Raw genomic sequence first — 26,901 nt, 5'->3', positions numbered from 1 at the left:
CGTCCGAGCCTGGGTCCGTTTGGACGGTATACGCTTGCGCCAAGCATAGTAGCCGCTTGGAGACACCGACAGCACTCGGCACATCAGACGCACCCTGAATGTGCCTTCGTGCGCTTTCATCGTTGCGCACTTCACTTGGGCTGTTTGGCGAAGTACGCCGCCGCTTTTTTTAGGAAAGCGTTCTCCTCCTCCAGCCGCGCCACTTCACGTTTGAGCCGTGCATGTTCGGCCAACTCCAAGCGTTGTGCCTGATCGTCCTGGTCGTGCCGCCGCGCCTGGGCGCGCCAACTGTACAGCTGGGCAGGCTGCAACCCCAGATCACGAGCCACCGTGGTTACCCCTTCTGTGGCCGCTCGCAACAGTGCCTGCTGCCTGAACTCCAGGCTGAACTCCTGCCCCTTTCTGCCTGCCTTGCTCTTGGTCATCGTCCACCTCCTATTGCGATAGTTAATCGCTTATAGGGGTGTCCGTGAAACGGGGGCAAGATCACAGATCCTGACCAGCCTGCAATTCATAGAGGCTTTGAAGGAATCGAAAGCGATGTGGTCCGATGCAGGCGTCGACATACTTGTTAGGTGGTGAACCTATGTCGCGGGGACTGTTGCATCCCTTCATGTAGGGGGTAGCCTTGGGGCGCTTTCCCTCGGTGACGTCTTGGGTGGGTGTCGAACAAGCGGCAAGCACCGAGACGAGAAGGCTCGCGAGTGGCTTCGGAAAGGGCATGGCTTCTCCGGTCTCATGGGAGGGAAGGGGCTTGGCCCGATAACGGACCGAAGGAATGTCCGCGGCGTAGGGACGAAACGATGGGTGGGCGATCACCAGTTGCTGATCGTCGGTCACGGCATGCAGGGCCTGCGCACTGGCGGGGCGGCGTGACCGGCGCTCTTTGGGATCGTGAACCGTCATATAGATTTCGAGCATCGCTTCGCTTTCCTGAGCGGCGACCTCATCCGTTGCCCCATGCATCACCACGCAGGGAAAGGAAGAGAGCAGACGGTCGAGCACGCGACCGTACGGCTGCCGAAGCGCGGCGAGACGCCGTGTCGTGGCGAGACATGGAAGATCGCTATCGAGCAGGATCGGTAACCGGGCAAAGGCATCCAATTCGTCGATAACGAGTCGTCGATGCGGCATGCCATGCGTCGCATGCCGCCAAAAAGCGATGAAGATATCGACCAGATGGCTGGCTTCCCCTCGCCGTTCGGCAGGTAATTCGACGAGAACGATCGCCCGACGCAAATCACGCGTCGCGATGTCGTCGCCACGCGTGGCGGTGTCGAGCGACGCATGGCCGAACAGGGCCAACGGTGCGAGCAAGGCCTCGCAGACCCGTCGAAAGGCCGTTTCATCCAAGGCTTGCAAGGGGCGCAGTGCCTCACAGGTACGCTCGGTGAGCGCGGCCGTTCGACCGAGGGCATCCAGATACGCTCGACGCTGCTGGGTGGCCAGGGGTTGGGCCAGGCGATGAAGATCCCCCGGCGCGGGTGCGATGGCTTCGCCGCTGGCGCGAAGCACATCGTCGACCACCTGGACGAGGGCGACGAAGGCATGCCGGGCATGGCTGGCGAGGAAGCGCCTGGACGGTTCGGTGGCGGGATACCAGCGTTCCGCCAGGCTCTCCAGCACGGGTAGGCGCAGGCCCTCTGGTGCCCACGCGGTGGCAAAGGGATTCCAGCAGTGCCCCTGGCCGAAGGGTGCCAGATGGACGATTTCCCGTCCTTTCATCGCCGGGGCGCAGGCGGCCAGGGTCGCGCGAGTGCCTACCATCAGCCACGGTTCCCCCGATTGTCGAAGGGTAGGCAGCAGCGTGCCGAGCACGGCGCGCTCTGATCGGGCGGCCACGACCAGCACGGACAGGTTCGTGGCGATTCCCCGGCTAAGTACCACGCCATGTCGCGATGGCGAGGCGATGGCCTCAAGTGGCTCGAATCGCGGCGGGGGTGGCGTGGGCAGATGGCGACGCAGCGCGATCAAGGCTGCGATGGTGGCGCACAACGGAATGCCGATGCCAAGGCCACCGGCGAGGTAAATCCGCCACGCATAAGGCGCATATGCCGGCTGATCGAGTACCCGGATGTACTCCCACCAACGGGTCCACGTGTTGGGGTGTCCGGAGAGTCCGAGCAGTAGCCCGGTGAAGTAACCCGACAGATACGGTGCGATGCCGATGACCAGCAAGAGCATGATCGCTCCGGCTGGAATGAGAACTTTCCACTGCCTCAAGCGAGGCTCCCTCGTCACGAATGAAGAGGTTCCTGAGCTTAGGCATATCGCTGACGATGTCTCTAGGACTCGTCTGAAAAATCGTTGGAATCTTTCTTAGAGGAGGCTCATTGCACTGACGGTGCGTTCCATGAATGCACCGCCAGCCAGCGCCCTTACGCGCTCACTCGCGGTCGTTCCCCATGGACCCAGCTCTGCCGCAGCAGATCACCACCGATCCAGTAGCAAAGCTCGGGTAGATGGCGGACGTTCCACACGGCGAGATCGGCGCGCTGGCCGACGGCGAGCGTGCCGCGGTCGTCGAGGCCGAGGGCGCGGGCCGCGTGTTGCGTGGCGCCGCGCAGGGCCTCCTCAGGCGTCAGGCGGAACAGCGTGCAGGCCATGCTCATGGCCAGGCGCAGCGAGAGCAGGGGCGACGTGCCGGGGTTGAGGTCGGTGGCCACCGCCATCGCGACGCCATGGCGACGGAAGGCATCGATCGGCGGCGGGCGTGTGTCGCGCAGCGCGTAGTAGGCGCCCGGCAGCAGCACGGCGACGGTGCCGGCCTGAGCCATGGCACGCACGTCGTCTTCGTTTGTCCATTCCAGGTGATCGGCGGACAAGCCGTTGAAGCGGGCGACGAGCCCGCTGCCACCCAGGTCGGAAAGCTGTTCCGCGTGCAGTTTCACCGGCAGGCCCAGTGACGTGGCCTTGGTGAACAGTCGCTCGGTTTCGGCCGGCGTGAAGCCGATGCCTTCGCAGAACGCGTCCACGGCATCCACGAGGCCTTCCTCGGCGAGCGCGGGGAGCATGGTGTCGCAGACCAGTGCGACATACTCGTCGCGACGGTTGGCGTATTCCGGAGGCAGGGCATGCATGCCGAGAAAGCTGGTACGTACGTCGATGCCCAGTTCCTGGCCGATGCGGCGAGCGACGCGCAGCATGCGTCGCTCCGCATCGGGTTCCAGGCCGTAGCCGGACTTGATCTCCAGCGTGGTGACGCCATCGGCAAGCAAGGCGCGGGCGCGTGGCAGCGATTGCGCGAGCAGGTGGTCTTCGTCCGCCGCGCGGGTGGCGCGCACGCTGGAGACGATGCCGCCGCCCTTGCGGGCGATGTCCTCGTAGCTGGCGCCTTCCAACCGCATCTCGAATTCCTGCGCGCGGTCGCCGCCGAAAACGAGGTGTGTGTGGCAATCGATCAGGCCGGGCGTGACCCAGTGGCCATGCAGCGATTCGATGCGATGGGACAGGGCGGTCGGATCGCCGGGTAACTCGTTGCGCGGGCCCGCGAAGACGATCTTTCCGTCGCGCCAGCCGATGGCGCCATGCTCGATGGCGCCGTAAGGCTGGCCGTTGTCGGTGAGCGTGGCGAGGCCTACGTCGAGCAGCAGGTGGTCCCAGCGTGCGTCGGTCATGGGTTCGTTCCTTCGGTGGCCGGCGCTTCGCGGCGGCGGCGTTCTTCGTCGTATTGCGTAATGAGCGTTTCCGCCAGCGCCTTGTACACGGGCACGCGGCAGACCAGGCCCGATACGGCGCGTGCCAGCAGGCAGGCGGCCATGATCGGCAACGCCATCTGGCGGTTTGCGGTGAGTTCCAGCGAAATGATCGTGGCGGTGAGCGGTGCCTGGGTCACGCCCGAAAGATAGGCGGCCATGCCGAGCAGCACCACGGCGGACGTATCGCCGCCCGGTAGCAGGTGGGCGATGTTGTCGCCGAGACCCGCGCCGACGGCAAGAGCGGGCGAGAAGATGCCGCCGGGGATGCCGGCCCAGGATGAGGCGATGTTGCCGAGGAACTTCAGCAGGCCGAATACGGGACGCGTATCGCCATGGCCTTGCAGGATATCGCGTGCCTGCGCGTAGCCCGTGCCGTAGAGGCCGTTCGCGCTAAGCAGGCTGAGCAGCACCAGCGCGAGGCCGCATGCAGCGGCGAACACCACGGGCTGGCGGGCGCGAAGGCGTCCGACCATGCCGCGCAGGCCGACGGTGGACGGAATGATGAGGCGGGCGAACAGGCCGCCCATGAGGCCGCCAACGATGCCGGTCAGCAGGACGGCGATCCACGCGGTGCCGAAGGGCAGGCTGGCGGTGACATCGCCGAAGTAGGCGTAGTTGCCGACCAGGCCCAGCGACACGACACCCGCCACGATCACCGCCGTGAGCAAGGTGCCGCTCATGCGATGTTCGAACGCGCCGGACATTTCTTCGATGGCAAACACTACGCCGGCCAGCGGCGTGTTGAAGGCGGCGGCGAGGCCCGCCGCCGAGCCGGCGAGAATGAAGCGCCCGGCCGCCGTGGGATCGGCGAAGCCAAAACGGCGACCCATGGAATAGAGCAGCCCGGCGCCGACGTGCACGGTGGGGCCTTCACGACCGACCGACGCGCCGCCGAGCAGGGCGGCGAGGGTCAGCGCCATCTTGCCGATGGCGACCTTGAGCGAGAGCAGGCGCGAACGAAAGCTTTCGTCTTCGATCTTGAGCGCGGCGATGGCCTGGGGAATGCCGGAGCCGCGTGTGGCCTTGAGCGCACCCTGCGTGAGCCAGCTGAGCAGGGCGAACATGGCCGGTGTGATCAGCAGGGGCACCCACCAACCGTGCGAGGCCACGCGATGGAACAGCTCGAACGCGAAGTCGGCCGCCTTGGCGAAGAAGACGGCGGAGAGGCCGACGACGACCGCGCCTGTCCAGAACAGGATGCGGCGTCGCCATTCGGTGGGAGATAGCCATTCATGCTGGCCGAGGGCTTTCAGCTTTTGAAGGCGCGACGAGGGTGCGCCTTCGGTGGATCGCTCGTTCATTTGCCTTCCGGTGCCCTTGCCCAACGTACTTCATAGAGGTCGTAACGACGATCCTTGAGGTTCTGCACGGCGCCGGAGTTGCGGGCGCGGGCGAGGTTCTCAAGACGCAGGTCGGCGAACAGCACGGTTTCGATGTTCGGCGTGGAATCCGCCGCGATGCCGTCGCGCGCGAACGGGAAGTCGCTGGGCGTGAGGATGCAGCTCTGGCCGTACTGGATGTCGAAGTTGTTCACGCCCGGCAGGTTGCCCACGTTGCCCGAAAGCACCACGTAGCACTGGTTCTCGATGGCGCGGGCCTGCGAGCAGTAGCGCACGCGCAGGTAGCCTTCGCGCACGTCGGTGCAGAACGGCACGAACAGGATCAGCGCGCCCTGGTCGGTGAGATGGCGTGCCACCTCGGGGAACTCCGAGTCGTAGCAGATCATCACGCCGATCGGGCCGCAGTCGGTCTGGATCGTGGCCGCCGCGTCACCGCCGGTGATGTTCCACACGTTGCGTTCGCTGGGCGTGGGATGCAGCTTTTCGCGCTCGTGGATCGAGCCATCGCGCAGGCACACGTAGCAGACATTGTGGATGTCGCCATTCGGCTGCCGCGTGGGATGCGAGCCGCCGATGATGTTGATGTTGTAGTGCACGGCCAGACGGTGGAACAGCGCCTTCACCTCGTCAGTGTACTCGGAGAGCCGGCGGATGGATTCGACCGGCGACAGCTCCGCGTTCTCGATCGAGAGCAACTGCAGCGTGAGCAACTCGGGGAAGGCGACGAAGTCGGCGTCGTAGTCGGCGGCGATGTCGACGAAGTACTCGACCTGCGTGGCGAACTCCTCGAACGAGCCGATGCGACGCTGCTGGTACTGCACCGAGGCCACGCGCACCGAGTCGGGCAGGCGATGGCTCTGCGACACCTTCGGCGTGTCGGGATGGTTGAGCAGCTGCGGGTTGCGCCAGATGAGGTGCGCCGCGTAGCCGAGCGACTCATGGTCGGACGGCACGTACTCGCGCAACAGGCCGATCACCTCGAAGCCGTTGCGCAGCTGGAAGCTCAGCGTGGGATCGCGGCGCGTGCCGTCGACCACGGCCTGTACATAGGCTTCCGCGCTGCCGTAGCGTGCGACCGCGCGGCCGAGGCCGGGCATGCGCCCGCCGAAGACGATGCCGCGCAGCTTCAGGTCGGTGCACAAGCGCTTGCGTGCCATGTACAGGCGCTGCCCGATGCGCATGCCGCGATAGTCCGGATGGACCACGACTTCCATGCCGTAGAGCCAGTCGCCCTTGGGGTCGTGACGCGAGGCGAAGCCGCCGCCGGTGATCTGCATCCACGTATGCGGGGTGAGGGCCACCGATTCGTTGATGCGGAACGTGGCGCAGAAGCCCACGATGGTTCCCTCGTACTCGACCACGAACTGGCCTTCGGGGAAGTGGGTCTGCTGGCCTTGCAGCATCTCGGCGGAGTGGCCCCATTCCGGCGTGTAGACGCGGGCGGTGAGGGCGACGAGGGCCGGCACGTCGGAGGGACGGGCCAGGCGAAGCGTGAGCTTCGGAGTCTGAGCGGCGTGTTTCTCGGTCATTGACCTATTATGCGCCTCCCCGGATGACGAAAACGCGGACGTCCGTCGCTGCAGAAGCCAGGTCCGGGCCGCCTGAGGTAGCATCGGATGTCCCCCACAAGGCCATCCCCATGCCCCACGCCACCTATTCCGCTGACTTCCTCTGGCAGGACGCCGCCTGGCAGGCCGGGCGCGGAGGGCTTGTCGTCGAGGGCGGGCGGTTCGCGCGGGCTGGCGACGGTGGCGAGCGGGTCGGGCGCTTCGTGTTGCCAGGCATGCCCAACCTGCATTCGCATGCGTTTCAGCGCGCGATGGCCGGCCTGGCCGAGCGTCGCGGCCCGGGGGAGGACAGCTTCTGGACCTGGCGCGAGACGATGTATGCCTTCGCGGAGGCGATCGATCCCGACGACCTCAAGGCCATCGCGACCCAGCTCTACGTGGAAATGGTGAAGGCCGGTTACACCCAGGTCTGCGAATTCCACTACCTGCACCACGGCCCGCGTGGCGTCGCCTACGCCGATCCCGCCGCGATGTCGCTCGCGCTGATCGAGGCCGCGAAGGAGGCCGGCATTGGCCTGACGCTGTTGCCCGTGCTGTACATGACCGGCGGCTTCGACGGTCGTCCGTTGTCCGAACGCCAGCAGCGTTTCCGCCACGATGTCGGCCAGTACGTCGCGTTGCTCGAACGACTCGTGCCGATGCAGCACGACATGCTCCGCATCGGCATCGCGTTGCACTCGCTGCGCGCCGTGCCGGAGGACGCGATGCGCGCCCTGCTGTCGACCGGCGTGTCACGCGACCTGCCGATCCACATCCACATCGCCGAGCAGATCGGCGAGGTGCAGGATTGCCTTGCAGTGCGTGGCGCGCGTCCGGTCGAATGGCTGCTCGATCATGCCGATGTCGACCGGCGCTGGACCCTGATTCATGCCACGCACCTGACGGGGCAGGAGACCGACCGTATCGCAAAGAGCGGCGCGGTCGCCGGCCTGTGTCCCACCACCGAGGCGAACCTCGGCGACGGCCTGTTCCCGCTGGCCGATTTCATCGACGCGGGCGGCACGCTGGGCATCGGCTCCGACTCGCATATCTCCGTGTCTCCCGTGGAGGAGCTGCGCTGGCTGGAGTACGGCCAGCGCCTGGTCACGCGCCATCGCAACGTCGCGGCGCGCAAGGCGGAGGAAAGCGTGGGCAACACGCTGTGGCAGCGTGCGCTTGAGGGTGGTGCGCAGGCTTCGGCGGCGGATATCGCGCGCTTGTCGGTCGGCGCTCGTGCCGACCTGCTCGTGCTCGACGATCGCTCGCCCTTGCTGGCCGCGCGCAGCGAGGCCGACGTGATCGACAGCTTCCTGTTTGCCGGCAACACGCCGCTGGTGCGCGATGTGATGGTCGGTGGGCGGTGGCGCGTGCGCGATCACGCGCACGTCGCCGAAGAGGCTGCCGCGAAGGCTTACCGCGTGGTCGTGGAGAGGTTGGCCGCCGCCTGAGCGGCCGGTCCCGACGAGCACTTCTGCTTGCCGTAGAGGCCTTCGGCCGAGGGCTCGTTCTTGTTCGCGGCGTCGGGCGAGGCGTAGATCGACACGCCGAGGTCGCAATGGTTGTCGCGCAGGGTGAGGCGCACCGTGTCCATGCGTGTCGGTGGCGTGTCGTCGAGCACGCACTTGCTGTCTTTCGCCAGGCGGATCGTTACGCTGTCGCCATCCACGGACACCACGTCGTAGTGAGCATCACGGCAGCCTTTCCAGCTCAGGGTGTCTTTGCCGATGCTGAGCATGCGCAGGCCCTGGAAGGCATTGCTGTACGGTTCCCAGTCGCCCGCAAGCCAGGCGGGCGCCGGCTGCGCGGTGGACATCAGGGCGAGGGCGATGAGGGGATGCATCGGGTACTCCAGGGGTGCTTAGTTGCTGTTGTCCGGGTCGGTCGAGGCCTTCGGCGCACCGGCGCCGCTCGGGCCCGCGATGTCCGGCGCATGGCTGCCCGTGCGCAACACGAGGTCCTGCGGACGAAGCAGCGGGATATCGGCGCCACGCAGCCGGGCGATGAAGTCGAAGAGCAGGTCGCTTTTCACGCCGCCCACGTCGCGAGGGCCGCCCACGTAGCAGGTGGCGGCGAAGGTCATGGCGGTGCGGTCGATGCCGTCGAGCGTCACCGAGGGCGCCGGTGTTTCCGTCACCGACTTGTGCGAACGCATCGCCTCCAGCAGGTGCTGGCGCACCTCCACCGGATCGGTGTCCAGCGGCATGGGCAGCTTGATGAGCACACGGCCTTGCGGATTGGCCATGGTCATGTTGCGCACGGGCTTGGTGATGAAGGACGAGTTGGGGACGATGATCGTTGAGCGGTCGGCGACCTGGATTTCCGTGGCGCGCACGTTAATCCGGCGGATGTCGCCCTCGGCATCGTCGAGCACCACCCAGTCGCCGACCTTCACCGGTCGCTCGGCCAACAGGATCAGGCCGGAGATGAAGTTCTGCACGATCGCCTGCAGGCCGAAACCGATACCCACCGAAAGCGCGGAGGCGACCCAGGCGATGTTCTGCAGCGACAGGCCCATCGCGAGCAGGGCCACCGACACCACGATCACCACACCGACATAGCCCAGCAGGGTGGTCAGCGAGCTGCGCATGCCCGGATCGAGATTGGTGCGCGGCAGGTACTGGTTCGACAGCCAGTTCTTCACCACGCGCACGGCGAGCAGGCCGACGAAGAACATCGCGATCGCGGAGAGGATGCGGTCGGGCTGCATCTTCACGCCGTAGATTTCCAGCGATTGCAGCTTGGCGCCGAACGCGAAGATGTCGGACGCGCCGGCACCGAAGCCCGAGGCGACCGCGGTCAAGGCGAACAGGAACATCACCAGGCGCGCGACGCCGGACAGCACCACTCCGGCCTGGTCGAGCAGCTTCGGGTCCATGCCGAAGACCGCCTGCGCGCGGGCGCTCATCGGACCCTTCTCCGAGAGCAGCGTTTCGAAGAGATCGTCGACGAGGCGCATGGCCAGATACGCGGCGGCCACGATGATGATGGTCCACACCAGCTGGACCGCCATGAATGCGGCAAAGGCGATGAAGCCGGTAAGCAGGCCCAGCCACGAGAGCACGATCGCCACCCATGCGGCGGCGATGAACACACTGGCCCATACGGGGCGTGGCGTCGGCGGCGTGCCGTCTTCCTCGTGATGGTGCGCGCGGCTGAGGCGGGCGAGGGCGATGGCCGTCAGGACAGTAAGAACCACCGCCTCCAGGCTGCTGGTGGCGACGGTGGCCGCCAGGCTGTTGCCGACCGTGCGGTTGAGCTGGTGGAGGAACTGGAACAGCACTGTCGCCAGTGAGAACAGCAGCGGGAAGCGGCGCAGTCGCATCGCCGTTTCGTCGGAGATCGACGGCAGGCGCCACGACGGACGTTTGGCCGAAAGCAGGGCGCGACCCAGCCCGGCGATGAAGGCACCGAAGAACACGAGCCCGACCACGCGTTGCGCGACCTCGTCGGTGTCGTGGCTAAGGGTGTCGCTCCAGTTCAGGCCCAGATAGAACAGATGCGTGCCCAGGCCGGTGGTCAGCGTCGAGGTCAGCGCGACGCCGACGATCAGCGCCGAGCGACGCAGCCGGCCGGGAGGCATGCGGTTGGCGGTCAGTTCGCGCGCACGGTGTTCCAGGTACAGGCGCACCACGCTCATCAACAACAGGCCGGCCAGCACGCAGCCGATCAGGGCGAAGCGATTGCCTTGGTTCCAGCTGGCGGCGACGTCGTCGCGTACGGTGCCCACGAAGTCGCGGAGGTTGGCGGCATCGCGCGGAAACGCAGCGGCGGGTTCCGACCAGAAGGCCTTGGAGAGGATCGAGTTCGTGCGCTTGGAGATCAGTTCCTGGAAGCGGATGCGACGCAGGTCGGAGAGCTGGTTGCCGGCCTGCTGAGCCTCCAGCGCGATGGCGTTGGCCTGCTTGATCTGGGTATCGACCGCGTCGAACGCTTTCTGGGCGTCCTTGCGTGACTGGGCCAGCTCCGGTGCCTCGTGCGTGCCGGTGGCCGGCGGCGGCCCGAGCTGGTCGAGACGGGCCTTGGCCGCTTCGCGACCCTGCTGGAGCGAACTGGCGACCTTCTGCGCCTTGCTCTCGATATCGGAGACCCCGCTGCGCAGGTCGTCGATGGCCGAGTCGGTGATCTTGTCGTCCTTCATCGACTTCTCGGCCTGGTCCAGCTGGCCGCGGAGGTCGTCGATCTGCTGGGCGGGGCTCGTGTCGTCCGTGGCCTGGGCGTAGGCGGCCCCGGCAAAGGCCATGAACAGGGCGATGAGGAAAATTCTGAAGGTGCGCATGGCGGGATGATCGAAGCCAGACCGGGGCAGGTCAAATGCCTGATATATGCGTTACCCTCGGTGAACGCCGTGTGCGGCCCGCCTATTGCGGCAATGCAGCTTTGCCGTGCCGTGGGTGGCCGTTATCCTGCCGCCCCTTTGTCACCGCCTGGAAGCCAAACCATGCGCAAGAAGCTGGTCGCCGGAAACTGGAAGATGCATGGCTCGCATGCCATGGCCGACGCGCTCGTCCGCGAGATCGTCGAGAACCTTCCCGACGGCACCGATGTGCTGGTCTTCCCGCCCGATGTCTACCTCGCCGGGCTGATCGCCCGTTATGGCGACCGGGGCCTGGGGTTCGGTGCGCAGGATCTCTCCGAGCATCATGTGCAGGGCGCCTACACCGGCGAGGTGTCGGGCGGCATGCTGCACGACGTGGGTGCCCGCTGGGTGCTGGTCGGCCACTCGGAGCGTCGCCAGTACCAGCACGAGTCCGACGCTCTGCTGGCGAAGAAGTTCGAGGCGGCCCGCCAGGCGGGGCTGACGCCGATCCTTTGCGTGGGCGAGACCAAGGAAGAGCACGAAGCCGGCCGGGCGGAAGAGGTCATCGGACGGCAGCTGGCCGCCGTGCTGGAGCACAACGGTATCGAGGCCTTCCGCGACGCCGTGGTCGCCTACGAGCCGGTCTGGGCCATCGGTACGGGACTCACCGCCACCCCGGACAAGGCGCAGAAAATTCACGCGTTCATCCGTAGCCAATTGGCAAAGAAGGATGCTACTATCTCGCTCCTCACCCGGGTGCTCTACGGTGGTAGCGTCAAGCCAGCCAATGCGGCCGAGCTTTTCGCCCAGCCGGACATCGACGGTGGATTGATCGGCGGTGCCGCCCTGGTGGCTTCCGACTTCCTGGATATATGCGCCGCGGCGCGTTCATAACGCGACACGGTAAACCGAGAAGACATGTTCATTCTTTTCAGTGTTTTCTATATCCTGATCGCCGCGGCGATGATCGTGCTGATTCTTATGCAGCGCGGCGCCGGTGCGGAGGCAGGTTCTGGCTTCGGTGGCGGTGCATCCGCCACGGTCTTTGGTGCGCGTGGCTCCTCGAGCTTCATGACCCGCGCCACGGCCATCCTCGCAGCCCTGTTCTTCGTGCTCAGCCTCGGCATGGGCATCTACCTCAGCCACTCGGGTAACCCCCAGCAGCCGGCTGCGGATCTTGGCGTGATGTCCGGCGCGACCGCTCCGGCGGCTCCCGCCAACAACGCCCCGGTCGCCCCGACGACTGACGTGCCCAAGGCGCCTGCCGCGAACGGTGACGTTCCGGCGGCTACGGCCCCGGCGGCGAACAACGAGATTCCGGCTGCGAAGCAGGATGCCGCCAAGGCTCCTGCTGAACCGGCCAAGAAGTAAAAGCAACACGTTTCAAAGTTATGCCCAGGTGGCGGAATTGGTAGACGCACTACCTTGAGGTGGTAGCGGCTTCGGTCGTGGGGGTTCGAGTCCCCCCTTGGGCACCAACAAACATCCGGACGACCTCAACCGGATGGCACGGCGCCCCGCCAAGGCGGGGCGTTTTGTTTAGGCTCTCCCCGAAAGGTGTGGGTCGAACGTTTAAAGCAGTAAAACGCAGTAGCAATGCCCAGGTGGCGGAATTGGTAGACGCACTACCTTGAGGTGGTAGCGGCTTCGGTCGTGGGGGTTCGAGTCCCCCCTTGGGCACCAATACAGATTCGATGGAATGAATCGCCAAAGAACCCGCGCAAGCGGGTTTTTTTGTGTTCTGCGATTCCATGGGGGCATCGCGCGCAAGCGCGCTCCTACAGTGCGGCGGTTGCGGCGTTTGTAGGAGCGCGCTTGCGCGCGATGGCGTGGCAGGGCGCCGTCAGGCTTCCTTACCCGCCAACAGCGCCCGCGTCGCCCTGGCCAAGGCCTCGCCCACCGCATGCGTCGAGCGCCGCGAGCGCTCGTCCTTGATCTTGTGGTTCTCGTCGAACGCCTGGTGTGCCGACCCGAGCGCGATGTTCTCCGGGATCACCGTCAGGCCGATCTTATGCAGGGAGATCTGCAGGGCGGTCTGCGAGCGGAGGCCGCCGAGCAAACCAGGCGAGGCGGAAATGACGGCGGCGAGCTTGCCCTTGAAGGCGCCAAGACCCGTGCGATCCGTGTCGGTGGGGCGGCTGGCCCAGTCGAGGGCATTCTTCAGCTGGGCGGTGTAGCCGCCGTTGTGCTCCGGGGACGCGATCAGCAAGGCGTCGTGCGTGGCGATCTGCTGCTTGAACGCCAGGGCACCAGCCGGGAAGCCGTGCTCTTCCTCGTGGTCGCCGTCGTAAATGGGCAGGTCGAGGTCGGCCAGGCGAACGACGGTGACTTCAGCGCCAGCGGCCTCTGCACCTTCCACGGCCTCGGCAAGCAGCTTGCGGTTGAGCGATTCGCGACGGGAGCTTCCCGCGAAGGCGAGGATCTTCGGTGGCATGGAGGATTCTCCTTGGTTATTGAAAGGGGAGGCCGCGAATGCGACGCATCGCCTGGGATCTTCGCCGTTTTCCCCGGGCATGCCAATGTCACGCCTGTTGAGACGATTTCGTCCCACGCCCTGGTTTTACGGGCTTCGACGTCTCCAACGCATTCAAGATCAGTCAATATTTGCCGATAATGTGCACGTTTGCGATGCCCCTTCTTACGGCCTGAGCCAGGCCCTCTCCGGCAGCACCCCGACATGTCATATCTGTCCCTCGATCCGGTTTTCCCGGCGCTTCCAGCGACCTACAGTCTCGTGCTGGTCGCTTTTTCGCTGATCGTGGCGATCCTGGCGTCGTACACCACACTCAACATGGCCGGGCGCGTCGCCAGCACACAGGGTTCGACCTCCGTGCTATGGCTGGTCGGCGGCTCGTTCGCGATGGGCTTCGGCATCTGGTCGATGCACTTCATCGGCATGCTCGCTTTCAGCCTGCCGATCGCGGTGGGGTACGACCTCGATCTCACGTTGTGGTCGCTGGTGATCGCAATCGTCTCGTCGGCCTTTGCGTTGTGGCTGGTCTGCCAGCGCACCCTGCCATGGTTGCGCCTGTGCCTCGGGGCGTTGCTCATGGGCGCGGGCATCGCCGCGATGCACTACACCGGCATGGCCGCGATGCGCATGATGCCTGGCGTGACCTACGACGTTGGCTTGTTCACGCTTTCGGTGGTGATCGCCGTGCTCGCCTCCGGCGCTGCGCTGTGGATCGCTTTCCGCTTGCGTGGCGATGGCGACAAGGTGTTGTACGCACGGCTCGGTGCATCGCTGGTCATGGGGTGCGCCATCGTCGGCATGCACTACACCGGCATGGCCGCGGCGCGTTTTCCGCTGGGCAGCTATTGCGGTGCGGCGTTCACGGGTATCGACACCAAGTGGCTCGCGCTGGTGGTGATCGTCATCAGCCTGGCCGTGTTCGCGATCGCGCTCGTGGTGTCGATGCTGGATGTCCGCGCAGGCCTGCTTGCCCATTCGCTGGATCGTGCGCAGAGCGAGCTGATGGAGCTGGCGTTGCACGACAACCTCACACGGTTGCCCAACCGCGTCCTGCTGGGCGATCGCCTGGAGCAGGCCATCCACAAAGCGACACGCGAAAAGCGTTCATTCGCGGTGTTGTTTCTCGACCTGGACGGGTTCAAGGCGATCAACGACGTCTACGGTCATCACGCGGGCGACCTGTTGCTGAAGGAGGTCGCGCGTCGCGTGCTCGCCACCAAGCGGGGCGAAGACACCGTAGCCCGTCTGGGAGGCGACGAGTTCGTGATGGTGCTGGATGTCGAGCGCCCGGAAGATGCGGCCGAGCGCGCGCAGGACGTGGTGGATACGCTCAGCGCGGCCTATGTCATCCACGGCACGAGCATGCACGTGTCGGCCAGCGTGGGTATCGCGGTGTTCCCGGAAAACGGGCTGACCAACCACGACCTGATGATCAACGCCGACGCGGCGATGTATCACGCGAAGGAGCAAGGCCGTAACGGCTACTGTTTCTTCGAGAGCGCGATGAACGCGAACGTCCACCAGCAGCTCAAGCTGCAACAGGATTTGCGTCGCGCGCTGGATCGCGAGGAGTTCGTACTGCACTACCAGCCGAAGATGGTGTCGCCAAACGGACCGATGATCGGTGTCGAGGCGTTGCTGCGCTGGCGCAAGCCGGGCGAAGGCCTGGTGCCGCCGGATACCTTCCTGCCGGTGGCCGAGCGTACGGGGCTCATCGTGCCGATCGGCAACTGGGTAATCGACGAAGCGTGCCGACAGATGCGCGCATGGCTCGACGAGGGCCATGGCGAGTGGACGGTGGCGGTGAACCTTTCCACGATGCAGCTCACGCATAGCGGGCTTGTGGAGGTGTTGCGCGGTGCGTTGGAGCGTCATGGCCTGGAAGGGCGTCACCTTGTGCTGGAGGTGACGGAATCCACCGCGATGCGCGATGCCGAGACCAGCCTGGCGATCCTCAACCAGGTGGCGGAGCTGGGCGTGGGTATTTCCATCGACGACTTCGGTACGGGCTATTCGAGCCTGCTGTACCTGAAGCAGTTGCCGGCCGACGAACTGAAGATCGATCGCGGCTTCGTTACCGAACTGACCCAGGGCAACGACGACGAGGCGATCGTCGCCGCCATCGTCGCCCTGGGCAAGACACTCGGCCTGAACATCGTGGCCGAAGGCGTCGAAACGCCCGAACAGCAGGAATTGCTTACCCGGTTGGGCTGCAATGCCTTGCAGGGCTACCTGTTGGGTAGTCCCGTGCAGGCCGACCAGTTGTCGCGAAGCGTGTCGGACCTCCTGCCGTCGTCCTGAGGACGACGGCAGCGGTTCGCATCACTTCGTCTTCTGGTTATGGATGCGCTTGCTGTCGTGGTTGAGCGACCTGTTCAGGTTATGGTCTTCCTTCTTGGTCAGGTGACCGCCGTTCTTCGCCTCGTCACGGCTTTCGCGCTGGGCGATGTTGGCGTCCTGCTTTTCGTCCCGGGCCGCCTGCTTGCCGTTCATGGTGCCATTGGCCTCGCCGTTGGCGATGCGATTCTGCTGGTTATCCAGCCGCTGGTTCACTTCATTGACCCGGGGATGGCCAGGGACAGGGGTGGCGTCCTGCGCCACGCTGGCGCCGGCGGACAGGGCAAGGCCGAGGGCCAGGCCCAGGGTGGCAAGACGGGACATCGCGTTCATGGTGTTTCCCCTCGGGGTGGTTGAAAGAAGCCGGGTCGGGGTGGCGACCCGGTCGATCCCGCATGCCGTTCATGCGGGATCACGAGGGGGCGAACGCGAGGGCAGGAGCAGCCGTTGACCGGATGCCCGGCGCGGTTTAGCGGGCGTTCCCGAAAGGGTGGCCGTGGATGAGGGGGCTCAGGCCAGCCGGGTGCCATTGGCGACCGGCCGCTCGACGGTCGCGATGACCACGCCCTCGTCGGTGTGGAAGCCCGTCAAGAGAAATTGCGACAGGAGGGGGCCAATCTGCTTCTCGGGGAAATTGATCACCCCGATGATCTGCTTGCCGACGAGATCTTCCGGTCGGTACACGCCGGTGACCTGGGCGCTGGTCTTGCGTTCGCCATGGGGGCCAAAGTCCACCCAGATCTTGTAGGCGGGCTTGCGGGCTTCGGCGAAGACCTCGGCGCGCACGACCGTACCCGCGACCATCTGCACTTTCTCGAACTCGGCCCAGGTGAGGGTATCGCTCATCGTGAGGCTTCCTTGGGAGGGATGGCCCAGCATGCCGTGAACGGGGGTGCCGTGCTTGTCGGCGTCTTCGGCGTTCTTTGCACGGTCTCGCGTCAGGGAGCCAGATGAGGCTGCATCAGAGCCTCGAACCAGTCGACGAAGGCACCCAGCAGGCGCGAGCGCTGGCGCCGATGGGCATAGAGAATCGACACCGGCATGGGGGGCGCGAGGAAGGCGGGCAGGATCTCCACGAGCGTGCCGGCTTCGAGCAGGTGGCGCACGTCGAAACGTGGAATCTGGATCAGGCCCAGGCCGGCGACGCAGGCGGCGATGTAGGTTTCCGCGTTGTTGACCGCGAGCCATCCACCGAGCGTGGCGTTTCGCTCGTGTTCGCCGTCGTGCCAGGTGAACGAGGGCTCGTGGCCTTCGGCCGCGAAGCCGATCGCATGGTGGCCCTGCGCGAGATCGGCGGGCGTCGTCGGCGTCCCGTGTTCGCGCAGGTAGGCAGGGCTGGCGCAATTGACCAGCGCGACATGACCAAGCGGACGCGCGACGAGGCGGCTGTCCGCCGGCTGACCCACGCGGACGACGCAATCCACGCCTTCGCGCACGAGGTCGATGGCGCGATCGGTCGAGCCCAGTACCAGGTTCATGCCGGGATAGCGCCGCCGCAGGGAGGGCAGGGCGGGGACGATGAGTCGCCTCGCGATTCGGCTCGGCACGTCCACGTGCAGCCTGCCGCTCAATTGGCGATCGCTACGCTGGAACAACTGGCGCACATCTTCGGCCTCCGCCAGCAGCGGCCGCACGCGGTCGAGCAGTTGCGCGCCTTCGGCGGTGAGCCTCACCTGTCGCGTGGTGCGATGGAGCAGGCGCGTGCCCAGGTCGGATTCGAGCGCCTGCACGGCGGCGGAAACGGAGGCACGGGGCAGTTCGAGCGCATGCGCGGCCTGGATGAAGCTGCCCATCTCGGCCACCTGCACGAAGACGCGATAGCGCTCGAGACTGTCCATGGCGTGTCAGCCGGCGAAGCCGCCGTCGTCGAGGAACTTCTGTTCCGCCGGCGTGGTGATGCGCCCCAGTTCCTGGTTGCGGTGGGGAAAGCGCCCGAAGCGTTCGATGACGTCCCGATGCTTGAGGGCGTAGGGGTAGAAGGGGTCGCCCAGCGCCTTGAACAGGGCCACCGAGAGATCCTGATCGACCATATCCTCCGCGTGTTCGAACGGCAGGTAGCAGAACGAACGCATGTCGTGGTCGTGAACCTTGTCGAAGCCGCGTTCGAGCATGTGCCGTGCCACGAAGCGTGCGAGCGGGTCGGTGGCGTACATGTGCGCGCAACCGTGGAAGGCGTTGCGTGGAAACTGGTCGAGCAGGATCAGCAGCGCCAGGCAACCATCCGCGCTGTCCATCCAGTGATCGAGTTCGCGACGGCCGGCGGCCATGTGTGCGCCTAGGAAATGATCCCGGAACACCCGGTCGAAGGTGTCGTCTTTCGCGAACCAGTAGTAGTATCCCGCATCGCGCCAGAAACGCAGGACGCGTTCAGGCGTTTCCGGCACGGCGAGCGAAGGCAATGGCGTGGGCGTATCCATGCGACGTCCTTGGAAGGGGGATGCCCGGATGATGCCGCCTACTTGGTGGTATAGCCACCGTTGATGAGGATGGTCTGGCCGGTGATCCACCAGCCATCGGACACGAGGTGGCGGATGAACGGCACGACGTCCTCGATGTCGGTGAGGCCGGTCTTGCTGGACGGCGAAAGCGCGGCGGCACCCTTGTGATAGGCCACGGCCTCCGTGCCCTCGGCCGGATAGAAGAACGGCGTGTCCATGGGGCCAGGGCCCACGGCGGTGACCGAGATGCCTCGCTCGCCGTATTCCTTGGCGGCGGCGCGGGTGAAGTGTTCCACCGGCGCCTTCGTGCCGGCATACGCGGCATAGAACGGTGTGAAGGCACCCAGCAGCGAGGTCACCAGGGTGACGATCTTGCCGTCGTCGCGCACATGGCGGCCCGCTTCCTTGAGGAAGAAGAACGCCGACTTGGCGTTCACGGCGCTCATCTGGTCGTATTCGGCCTCCGTGATCTCGGCGAGCGGCTTCTTGAGCACCTTGCCGACGGTGTTGATCGCGATATCCGGGCGCCCCACGGCAGCCACCGTATCGGCGAACAGCTTCTCCATCGCCACTGCGCCGGTCAGGTCGGCCTGGAAGGCGACCGCCTTCGCGCCCGCCGCCTCGATGGCCTTCACGGTGGCATCGGCATCGGCCTTCGACGAGGCGCTGTTGTAGTGGATCGCGACGGCGGAGGCGCCGTGGGCGGCGAGATCGCGGGCGATCAGGCCGCCGAGGTTTTTGGCGCCGCCGGCGATGAGGACGACCTTGCCTTCGATGGAGTGCTTCGCCATGGGTGGTTCCTGGTCAGTGGCTGGTGGATCGAGTCTAGGCGCCGTACCCGGGCGGATCAGCCCGCCGTCGCGGGATGGATCGTCCAGGATTCCGTTCCAATCGCAGCCACCGCCCATGGGCTGTCTTTGCGGCTATGCTTCGGCCCCGACCTCGTCCGACAAGGAAGCGCCATGGCCCTCGCCGCCACCGTACTCACCGTGCTGGTGATCCTCATCCACGTGTACATCGTCGTCCTGGAGATGGCCCTTTGGCAGTCGCGTGGTCCGAAGGTGTTCGGCATCACCAAGGATTTCGCGCGCGACACGAAGGCGTTGGCCTCGAACCAGGGTCTCTACAACGGTTTTCTCGTGGTCGCCCTGGTGCTCGGCCTCGCATTGCGCGAACCCTTCGCCACGGCCTTCCTTTTCTACGGCCTGGGCTGCGTCGTCGTGGCGGGTCTGTGGGGTGCGTTTACCGCAAGCCGTCGCATCCTTTACGTGCAGGCGCTTCCCGCCGCGCTGGCGTTCGCCGCGCAATGGCTCGTTCGCTGAGACTACGTCGGGCGTTCACTTTCGTCGCGACAAAAATCACACGCATCTATGGCAAGCAGGCTGACAGGGTGATGTGGTCCTCGGATCGACACGCCTGCGCGTGCTATTCCATGCAAGAGAAGAAAGGGACGTATCCGACGGACTGAGGCGTGCTGTCGTCATTGCGGCCTTTTTCGCCCTTCACGATGGAGTGCCGCATGCCCGAGTCCGAACTGCCGTTATCACGTCCCGACACAACGCCACCGTGTCGATCGGGAACCTTCGAACTGGGTCTGGCCCTTGCGGGCGCGGTATCGGGAGGTGCCTATGCGGCGGGCGTGCTCGATTTCCTCTACGAGGCGCTTGAGCGTTGGTACGCCGCTCGCGAACGCAAGGAGGCCGTACCGACCCACGACGTACTGTTGCGCACGATCTCCGGCGCGTCGGCGGGTAGCGTCAACGGGTTGTTGTCCGCCGTCGCGCTGCCTTACGCGTTCCCGCACGTGCATGGCGCGGACGAGGGCGATGGGTCGGATAATCCGTTCTACGACACCTGGGTGCGCCGCATCGATATCCGCTGGTTGCTGCGCACGGACGATCTCACGGACCCCGACGCACCGATCGTCTCCCTGCTGGATTCGCGCTGCCTGGATCGGATAGGCGAGCATGTACTGAGGTTCGAAGGCCCGGCCTTGTCGCGCCCTTACATCGCCAGTCCCCTGAAGTGCATCTTCACGGTGACCAACCTGCGTGGCATGCCTTATCGCGTGCCGTTCGCGGGCAGCAAGTCGCAACAGGCGCACAGCATGGTGGCGCATGCGGATTACCTGCGCTTCGCCGTGGACACGGGGCAGGGCAACTACGAGCGCACCTGGGAATACCCCGACGATCTGCGCGTAGACCATCCCAAGCACTTGCCCGATCGTTCGTGGACCGCGATCCTGCGCGCCTCGCTGGCCTCATCGGCGTTTCCGGGCGGTCTTCGCTATCGGGGTATCGAGCGTCGTTGGAGCGACTACACGCAGCGCAGCGTGATGGTCCCCGACATCACGGGCAAGGTCTCGATGGTGCCTATCCTTCCCGATGCCAGCCGCTTGCCGGGGCAGGGCGCGACCTATCGTTTCGTGGGCGTCGATGGTGGCGCCATGGACAACGAGCCCTTCGAACTGGCGCGCGTGGAATTGGCCGGTGCGCTGGGTCGCAATCCACGTGGTGGCGACGAGGTGAACCGCATCGTCGTCATGATCGATCCGTTTCCCGAGCCCGACGACCTCGGCCCGGAAAACGCCGACGAGATCAACGTCGTGGAGTCCATGGCCGCGCTGTTCACCTCATGGAAGCAGCAGGCGCGCTTCAAGCCACAGGAGGTGGCGCTGGCGATGGACGAGACGGTGTACAGCCGTTTCCTCATCGCACCGACGCGTCCGTCGCCACGCGACGGCGCGCCGCTGGTCGGGGGCAAGGCCATCGCTTCGGGCGCGCTGGGCGGTTTTTCCGGGTTTTTCAGCGAAGCCTATCGCCGTCACGACTTCCTGCTGGGCCGGCGCAACTGCCAGCGCTTCCTGTCGGAACATTTCCTGGTTCCCGTCACCAACCCCATCGTGAAAGCATGGGCGGCGGATCCGGCGATGCGCTGTTTCCTCCGGGAGCGCGACGGCACGCTCTTCGCTCCGGTGATCCCCTTGATCGAAGCCTGCGATCCCGCGGCACGACAGGATGCGTTGCCGGCGTGGCCCAAGGGTGCCTTCGATCCCGAGAGCCTGCGCAAGCCGTTGCGCGACCGGCTCCAGGCGCTTTATCGGGTCGGTACGAACAAATGGAAGGACAAGTTGCTGACCTGGCTCGCCTGGCGCTTCTACGCACGGGGCAAGTTGCTGGACATCGCGTCGCGGCGTGTCGATCGGGCATTGCGCGACGCCGACCTCTGGTGACGACGGGCTTGCATGATGCGCGGCGCGGGACTAACCTGCGCCTCCCGTCCACCCTGTTGCGAGGTATCGAACGATGAGTGTTCACATCCCTGCCTACGCCGGGTCGACGCGCGCCTGATTCATTCGCCGGCATCCTTGCCGGTTGCTGTGCCCTTCGCGTCCACCCTGGCCCCCACGCGGCCTTCCGTCCGGAAGCCGTCGTATTCGCTTGCCCAGGGTTCAACGCATGTCATTCCATGGATACTCCCTCGACCAGCTCGACTGGCGGCCCGACTACGCTCGTTCGCTGACCCTCGAGGATTTCGAAGCAGGTTTTCCCGCCCGTGTCGTCGCCGTGCATCGCAGTGGTGTCGTCACGCTTTCCGCGCGGGGCGCGATCCCCGTGGTCGTTCCACCGTCGGTGCATGCCGAGGCGTCGCTGGCGGTGGGCGACTGGGTGCTGGTCGAGCATGATGCCGACCGCGTATTGCGCCTCGTGCCTCGCCAGGGGTTGATCGAGCGCATCGCGGCGGGAGGCGATCATCGACGCCAGGCGATCGCGGCCAACCTGGATACGCTTTTCGTGGTGACCTCGTGCAATACCGACTTCAATGCCTCGCGCCTGGAGCGTTACCTTGCGCTGGCCTTCGACGTGGGCGTCGAGCCGGTGGTGGTGCTGACCAGGGCCGATCTCTGCGAGGACGTGGCGACGTATGTCGACGCGGTCATCGCGGTGTCGCCGCATGTGGCCGTCGTAGCGCTCGACGCCACGGCACCCGCGGCGGCCGAGCGGCTGGCTCCGTGGATGGGGGCCGGGCGGACGGTCGCCTTCGTTGGCTCGTCCGGTGTCGGCAAGTCGACGTTGACCAATCGCCTGATCGATGGCGCCCAGCTCACGGGTGGTATTCGTGAGGACGACGCACGGGGCCGCCACACGACGACTGCGCGCGAAATGTTCCCGGTGCCGGGCGGCGCATGGGTCATCGATACGCCGGGGATGCGCGAGTTGCGACTTGCGGCGGCGGCCCCGCTGGAAGCGGTATTCGACGACGTGGAGACGATCGCCGCCGGTTGCCGCTTCCGTGATTGTCGGCACGAAGGCGACAATGGCTGCGCAGTGCGACAGGCGCTCGATGACGGGCGTCTCGACGAGCGACGTTTCACCAACTACCGGAAACTGCGTCGTGAATCCGAAGAGGCTGGGCGCAGCGAGTGGGAGCGACGCGAGCGAAGCCGTCAGTTCGGCAGCCAGGCCAAGCAGGTGATGCAGGACAAGCGGAATCGGCAGGGACGTTGACGGTTCGTGACGCCCGACTTCGACGTTGGGCCGGGGACGCGCTAGAGTCCCCGGTCCAGCGAAGGAGCCTGTATGTTCGGTTGGTTGAGGAAACGGAAGCAGCGCAAGGCGGCGAGGGTGGCCGTGGACGAGTCGCGCCCGGTGCCGTTCGTCGATGTCTACGGCCGCACGCTCGAGATTCCGCTGGGCCGCTGGCGCGACGATGTCCTGCTTCCCAATATCCGCGAAGCGTGGGCGGATCCGGCTCAGCTGTACAGCCTCGTCATGGATGGGGTGCGTAAACAGCTCTTTGACGCCGTCGACGAAGCCAGCCTCCATCTGTCGCGGATCGATCCGCTGGTGGAGCGTGGCCATGTGGTCCGCGCTATCGTGCAGATGAAACGCGGTTTCCTCGATGAAGCGCAGGCGACCCTGCATGCGGCCATCGCGCGCGCGGGCGAAAGCGGTGTGCTGCTGACCAACGAGGCCAAGGTTATCGCGGAGCGCGGCGACCATGCCGGCTCGATGGCGATGCTCGACCGCGCCCTCCGGCTCGACCCCAACCAGGACAACGGTCTTGGCTGGCGGGTGGCGGCGTTGCAGGAAGATCGCGATGACGCCGAGGTCGGCACGTACCTGCAGGCGCTTGCCGCTCTTCCGCATGCCTGGCGACCCCAGTTGCTGCTCGGTCGCCGGGCACTGGATGCCGGGCACCGCGACGAGGCGCTTGTGCTGTTCCGCGAAGTGCTCGATCGCGCGGCCCACGAAACCGATGTGATGCTCGGTGTCAGCGGCGAACTGGGCAAGCATGGGTTCATCGCCGATGCCGTCGGTCTCGTCGCACCGCTCTACGACGAAAAACGTGACGATCCCCGTGCCGGATTCAATCTTTTGCAGGCCTATCTGGAACTGGGCGATGCCGAGGCGGGAACGGTGCTGCTGGAAAAGATGTTCGCCTTGCGTCATCCGGTCTACGCCGAGCGCCTGCAATGGTACGCCAGCGCCTTTGACGAGATGGTCCGCATGGCGCCCCGGCCGTTGACCGAGGAGCCACGCATCGACGTGCTGCGGTTCGACCTTCCGCCGTGGCTGCTCGCCATGCAGGACATGGCCTGGGCTGCGCCCGCTCGTGACGAAAACGCGCCGCGCGTGGTGCTGCTGCCGCTGGCGGCGCTGGCCCACGACGGGATCACGCAGGCGAGCAGTGGAAGGGAAGACGAACGTGGCCGACTTTCCCGCGCGCTGCCTTTACTCTTGCTCGAACAGTTGGTGTTTTGCAGCGACCTTCGTGCCGCCCTGCACCTGCCGGTCGCCAATGGGTATCACCTGGTGCTGTTCGGCGCGCCCGTCGCCGACGACGAACTGGAGCGACTGGCGGACGATCACGACTTCGCCGTGGAAGGCGACATCGTCGAACAGGAGGACGGCTTCGAGATCGTATGCCGCCTGCGCAATCTTGCCGATCGAAGCGTGCTGGCCCGAGTAACGCGACGTTTCGTGTCCGACGAGGCGGGCGACGCGCTCATCGGGCTCACCGGTGAGTTGATCATGGCGCTGGGCGAACGCACCGGTCGCGTCATCGAGCCGCGTAGCGCGCATTATGCGCTGCCCCAGGCCCATGCCACGCCTTACGTGAGCGCGCTCGGCCAGACGCTCGCGCTCACGCTGGCGCGGACGACCGAGGCCCGGGAGAGCCTTCACGGTGAGCGCAATATCTACGGATGGATGCAGACCCTGGCGCTCGCGTTGCCGAACAACGAGGCCGCCCAGTTCATGTACGTGACGGCGCTGGCCAAGGGGCGACGCGTAGGTTCGCCGATCGTGGATGAATTCGAGGAGCCGGCGGTGCAACGCATGCGCGAAATCCGCGACGCGGGCTTGTATGCGACCCATCTGCTGCCCTTGCTGGCGGCGGTGTTTCCGAGCAACGACGCCCTGTTCGACATGCTTGCCATGGCGCCGGCCTCGCATGAGCCGGCCTATGCGGCGTGGTGCGCACGCGTGGCGGCAGCGTTTCCCGTCGTGCCGGAACCGCCGGCGGGTTGAGCACAAATGAGATGGCCTTCACATTTTCATTGACTCCAACGGTCCATGCGCGGCAATGTCGCCTGTCATCTGGATTCGTAAGGAGTGGGCCCGGCATGGGAATCGGTATCGCAAGGCGGGTAGCGTGGCTTGGCGTCGTCGCCCTTTCGGGCTGCGCGGGCCACGGCACCTTACCGGCCGATAAGCACGGCGCCGATATCGCCCAGGAGCAGGCGGAAGCGGCCCGGGCCTATGCCGACGGCGATATCCGTCGGGCCGCCTCACTCTACGAGGACCTGGTCGGTGCGGTGCCGGACGATGCGGACCTCTGGTTCCGACTCGGCAACGCGCGATTCCGTTTGCAGGAGGTCGATGACGCGGTGACGGCCTACTCGCGGGCGACCCAGATCGATCCGAACCATGCGAAAGCGCTGTACAACCTGGGCGTGGTGAGGCTCAAGCAAGCCCAGGCCGCGATGCTTTCCAGCGCACGGGCAAGCCAGCCGGGCGATCCGCTGCGCAGGGATGGCGCACGTATCGCGCAACGACTCGCCCGCGCGGGCGACGACATGGACGCCGCGGGTCATGTCGAAGGCGGTGCGCCGCCGTCCATCATCGAGGTCGGTGCGATCGCCACGGGGCAGCGGTGACCCGCCCCGGGTGGTCTTCGCATACGTGAAGGTACGTTCGGTACCGGTCTGACGACTCGGCCTGACGGTCTATATCCGTCATGCAAATTCGGTAGTAGGTTGGTCTCGGGAATCCTTTTTCGTACAGCCGACGTCCGAGGGTAGTATGAGCATGACCTCCGCCGCGCCGCGCGCGATCGTTTTTGAAGACCATCCCGGTCTGTCCTCGGCGCTGGCCGACCTGCTCAAGGAGCGGCTGGGCTACGACGTGGCCGCGCAGGCAGCATGCATCGAGGATGCCCTCCGCGTGGCCCATGTCGAGCGTTGCGATGTCGCGGTGGTGGATCTGGACCTGCAAGGCGTGATGGCCTATCCGGCGCTGGACGAACTCAAGCGTCGTGGCATCCCTTATGTGCTGGCGACCGGCGCGCTGCCCGTGGATATCCCGACCCGCTACCACGCGCCCTCCGTGCGCAAGCCTTACAGCGCCACGCAGCTCGCGGATGCCATTCGCGAAGCCAGCGGTGTCCGCCGCACGTCCTGATCCGCGTCGACGCTTGTCCCTGCCGCGGCTTTTCTTCACCATCCGGGCATGAAGAAACGCCACATGTTCGTGCGAACCGCCGCCGGTGTCCTGGCGGGCATCCTCCTTTTCGGTTCGGGCGCTTGGGGCGCCATCGCCTTGCGCTATCAGCTTCCCGGGCCGCCGGCCGTTCGCCTGGGCGGCGCGATCCTGTGGAGCGTGGCCTATCTCGCCCTGCTGGTGCTGGCCTTCGGCTGGCGCCAGTGGTGGGCGGCGATGGGCCTGCTTGTCGCCCTGGGCCTGCTGCTGGTGTGGTGGGTCACGATCCGCCCGTCCAACGACCGAGTCTGGGCCGACGATGTGTCCCGGCTGCTGTCCGGCGAGGTGCAGGGTTCCGAGGTCACCTTGCACAACGTTCGTGATTTCCGCTGGCGGGCCGAGAACGACTACGACGTCCACTGGGATACGCGACGCTATGACCTCGACAAGCTGGTCTCGGCCGATGCGGTGCTGTCGTACTGGTCCGGTGAGGCCATTGCGCACGCGATGATCTCGTTCGGCTTCGAGGACGGCACGCATGTCGTTTTCTCGATGGAGATCCGCAAGGAGCGTGGCGAGGCGTTCTCCGAAATCGGAGGCTTTTTCAAGCAGTTCGAGCTGGTGCTGATCGCCGCCGACGAGCGCGACATCATCGCCGTGCGCACCAACGTGCGCGGCGAGGACGATTACCTGTATCCGCTGCGCATGCCACGCGAGGCGATGCGCTCCCTGTTTCTGTCTTACGTGAACGCGGCGAACGGGCTGGTGGACGAGCCGGCGTTCTACAACACCATCACCTCGAACTGCACGACCATTGTCTATCGCATGGCTCGACGCATCGACGGTGCGTTGCCGATGGATATCCGTCTTCTACTCACCGGCTACCTGCCGGGGTATCTCATGGAGAACGGCGCGCTGGATCGCCGCCTGCCGTTGGAGGAATGGCGGCGGCGGGGGCGGATCACGGAGCGCGCGCGAGCCTACGGCGATGGGGCCGATTTTTCGCGGGTGATACGGGAGGGGGTGCCTCCCGCTTCGGTGGGGGACTGATCGCGCGCAAGCGCGCTT

General features: G+C 65.7%; 24 protein-coding genes and 2 tRNA genes. 13 read left to right on the top strand and 13 right to left on the bottom strand.

The window, feature by feature from the left end; genetic code table 11:
* Positions 1–131 precede the first annotated feature (131 nt).
* The 5 genes from GAK28_RS15350 to GAK28_RS15330 form a co-directional block, all read right to left on the bottom strand.
* Positions 132–425 carry a transposase gene (locus tag GAK28_RS15350; RefSeq protein ID WP_291780923.1) on the bottom strand — a complete coding sequence of 98 codons (294 nt, stop codon included), beginning with the start codon at positions 423–425 and terminating at the stop codon, positions 132–134.
* A gap of 61 nt (positions 426–486) precedes the next feature.
* Positions 487–2,184, bottom strand: coding sequence for a hypothetical protein (locus GAK28_RS15345; RefSeq protein ID WP_291780915.1), 1,698 nt, complete (start codon positions 2,182–2,184; stop codon positions 487–489).
* A gap of 194 nt (positions 2,185–2,378) precedes the next feature.
* Positions 2,379–3,617, bottom strand: a complete 1,239-nt coding sequence (gene hutI, locus GAK28_RS15340; protein WP_291780913.1) for an imidazolonepropionase — start codon at positions 3,615–3,617, stop codon at positions 2,379–2,381.
* Positions 3,614–4,999, bottom strand: coding sequence for a chloride channel protein (locus tag GAK28_RS15335; RefSeq protein WP_291780910.1), 1,386 nt, complete (start codon positions 4,997–4,999; stop codon positions 3,614–3,616). The genes hutI and GAK28_RS15335 overlap by 4 nt, the downstream gene beginning before the upstream one ends.
* Positions 4,996–6,567 (bottom strand): bifunctional GNAT family N-acetyltransferase/carbon-nitrogen hydrolase family protein, encoded by a 1,572-nt coding sequence (locus GAK28_RS15330; RefSeq protein WP_291780907.1) that lies wholly within the window; start codon positions 6,565–6,567, stop codon positions 4,996–4,998. The genes GAK28_RS15335 and GAK28_RS15330 overlap by 4 nt, the downstream gene beginning before the upstream one ends.
* Before the next feature lie 110 nt (positions 6,568–6,677).
* On the opposite strand from GAK28_RS15330, the gene GAK28_RS15325 reads away from it, so the two are divergent.
* A complete protein-coding gene (locus GAK28_RS15325) occupies positions 6,678–8,033 on the top strand; it encodes a formimidoylglutamate deiminase (RefSeq protein ID WP_291780889.1) in 1,356 nt (451 codons plus the stop codon).
* On the opposite strand, the gene GAK28_RS15320 is transcribed toward GAK28_RS15325, so the two are convergent.
* Positions 7,997–8,425: a hypothetical protein gene (locus GAK28_RS15320; protein WP_291780887.1), complete on the bottom strand. Its 429-nt coding sequence runs from the start codon at positions 8,423–8,425 to the stop codon at positions 7,997–7,999. The two genes, GAK28_RS15325 and GAK28_RS15320, sit on opposite strands and share 37 nt — an antisense overlap.
* 18 nt (positions 8,426–8,443) lie before the next feature.
* Positions 8,444–10,861 (bottom strand): DUF3772 domain-containing protein, encoded by a 2,418-nt coding sequence (locus tag GAK28_RS15315; RefSeq protein ID WP_291780884.1) that lies wholly within the window; start codon positions 10,859–10,861, stop codon positions 8,444–8,446.
* A 162-nt stretch (positions 10,862–11,023) separates the two neighbouring features.
* On the opposite strand from GAK28_RS15315, the gene tpiA reads away from it, so the two are divergent.
* The 4 genes from tpiA to GAK28_RS15295 all read left to right on the top strand — a co-directional run bounded on the left by tpiA (position 11,024) and on the right by GAK28_RS15295 (position 12,565).
* Positions 11,024–11,776, top strand: a complete 753-nt coding sequence (tpiA, locus tag GAK28_RS15310; RefSeq protein WP_291780881.1) for a triose-phosphate isomerase — start codon at positions 11,024–11,026, stop codon at positions 11,774–11,776.
* Positions 11,777–11,800: 24 nt separating this feature from the next.
* Positions 11,801–12,253 (top strand): preprotein translocase subunit SecG, encoded by a 453-nt coding sequence (secG, locus tag GAK28_RS15305; protein ID WP_291780878.1) that lies wholly within the window; start codon positions 11,801–11,803, stop codon positions 12,251–12,253.
* A 22-nt stretch (positions 12,254–12,275) separates the two neighbouring features.
* Positions 12,276–12,360: transfer RNA gene (locus GAK28_RS15300), tRNA-Leu, on the top strand.
* 120 nt (positions 12,361–12,480) lie between these two features.
* Positions 12,481–12,565, top strand: a tRNA-Leu gene (locus tag GAK28_RS15295).
* A 160-nt stretch (positions 12,566–12,725) separates the two neighbouring features.
* On the opposite strand, the gene GAK28_RS15290 is transcribed toward GAK28_RS15295, so the two are convergent.
* A complete protein-coding gene (locus GAK28_RS15290) occupies positions 12,726–13,316 on the bottom strand; it encodes an NAD(P)H-dependent oxidoreductase (RefSeq protein WP_291780876.1) in 591 nt (196 codons plus the stop codon).
* 243 nt (positions 13,317–13,559) lie between these two features.
* Between GAK28_RS15290 and GAK28_RS15285 the strand changes: the two genes are divergently transcribed.
* Positions 13,560–15,656 (top strand): bifunctional diguanylate cyclase/phosphodiesterase, encoded by a 2,097-nt coding sequence (locus GAK28_RS15285; protein ID WP_291780873.1) that lies wholly within the window; start codon positions 13,560–13,562, stop codon positions 15,654–15,656.
* A 21-nt stretch (positions 15,657–15,677) separates the two neighbouring features.
* Here GAK28_RS15285 and GAK28_RS15280 read toward each other — a convergent pair whose 3' ends face one another.
* The 5 genes from GAK28_RS15280 to GAK28_RS15260 all read right to left on the bottom strand — a co-directional run bounded on the left by GAK28_RS15280 (position 15,678) and on the right by GAK28_RS15260 (position 18,921).
* On the bottom strand, positions 15,678–16,025 hold the full coding sequence (locus tag GAK28_RS15280; RefSeq protein ID WP_291780869.1) for a hypothetical protein: 348 nt from the start codon (positions 16,023–16,025) through the stop codon (positions 15,678–15,680).
* Between the two features lie 177 nt (positions 16,026–16,202).
* Entirely contained in the window at positions 16,203–16,538 is a 336-nt protein-coding gene (locus tag GAK28_RS15275) for a tRNA-binding protein (protein ID WP_291780866.1), read from the bottom strand.
* 92 nt (positions 16,539–16,630) lie between these two features.
* Positions 16,631–17,530, bottom strand: coding sequence for a LysR family transcriptional regulator (locus GAK28_RS15270; RefSeq protein WP_291780864.1), 900 nt, complete (start codon positions 17,528–17,530; stop codon positions 16,631–16,633).
* Between the two features lie 6 nt (positions 17,531–17,536).
* Entirely contained in the window at positions 17,537–18,109 is a 573-nt protein-coding gene (locus GAK28_RS15265; protein WP_291780861.1) for a DUF924 family protein, read from the bottom strand.
* Between the two features lie 38 nt (positions 18,110–18,147).
* Positions 18,148–18,921 (bottom strand): SDR family oxidoreductase, encoded by a 774-nt coding sequence (locus tag GAK28_RS15260; protein WP_291780858.1) that lies wholly within the window; start codon positions 18,919–18,921, stop codon positions 18,148–18,150.
* 171 nt (positions 18,922–19,092) lie between these two features.
* Between GAK28_RS15260 and GAK28_RS15255 the strand changes: the two genes are divergently transcribed.
* The 7 genes from GAK28_RS15255 (at position 19,093) to GAK28_RS15225 (ending at position 26,883) form a co-directional block, all read left to right on the top strand.
* Positions 19,093–19,452, top strand: a complete 360-nt coding sequence (locus GAK28_RS15255; RefSeq protein ID WP_291780855.1) for a DUF1304 domain-containing protein — start codon at positions 19,093–19,095, stop codon at positions 19,450–19,452.
* A 197-nt stretch (positions 19,453–19,649) separates the two neighbouring features.
* A complete protein-coding gene (locus tag GAK28_RS15250; protein WP_291780852.1) occupies positions 19,650–21,362 on the top strand; it encodes a patatin-like phospholipase family protein in 1,713 nt (570 codons plus the stop codon).
* 226 nt (positions 21,363–21,588) lie between these two features.
* On the top strand, positions 21,589–22,638 hold the full coding sequence (rsgA, locus tag GAK28_RS15245) for a ribosome small subunit-dependent GTPase A (RefSeq protein WP_291780847.1): 1,050 nt from the start codon (positions 21,589–21,591) through the stop codon (positions 22,636–22,638).
* A 72-nt stretch (positions 22,639–22,710) separates the two neighbouring features.
* Positions 22,711–24,663, top strand: coding sequence for a hypothetical protein (locus tag GAK28_RS15240; protein ID WP_291780844.1), 1,953 nt, complete (start codon positions 22,711–22,713; stop codon positions 24,661–24,663).
* A gap of 95 nt (positions 24,664–24,758) precedes the next feature.
* Positions 24,759–25,292 carry a tetratricopeptide repeat protein gene (locus GAK28_RS15235; protein ID WP_291780840.1) on the top strand — a complete coding sequence of 178 codons (534 nt, stop codon included), beginning with the start codon at positions 24,759–24,761 and terminating at the stop codon, positions 25,290–25,292.
* A gap of 145 nt (positions 25,293–25,437) precedes the next feature.
* Complete coding sequence (locus GAK28_RS15230) at positions 25,438–25,815, top strand: response regulator (RefSeq protein ID WP_291780838.1); 378 nt, start codon at positions 25,438–25,440, stop codon at positions 25,813–25,815.
* 63 nt (positions 25,816–25,878) lie between these two features.
* Complete coding sequence (locus GAK28_RS15225) at positions 25,879–26,883, top strand: DUF4105 domain-containing protein (RefSeq protein WP_291780836.1); 1,005 nt, start codon at positions 25,879–25,881, stop codon at positions 26,881–26,883.
* Positions 26,884–26,901 lie beyond the last annotated feature (18 nt).

It is taken from the genome of Luteibacter sp. (genome assembly GCF_009912395.1).
Classification (GTDB): Bacteria; Pseudomonadota; Gammaproteobacteria; order Xanthomonadales; family Rhodanobacteraceae; genus Luteibacter.
This window is presented reverse-complemented; position numbering and strand designations above follow the sequence as displayed.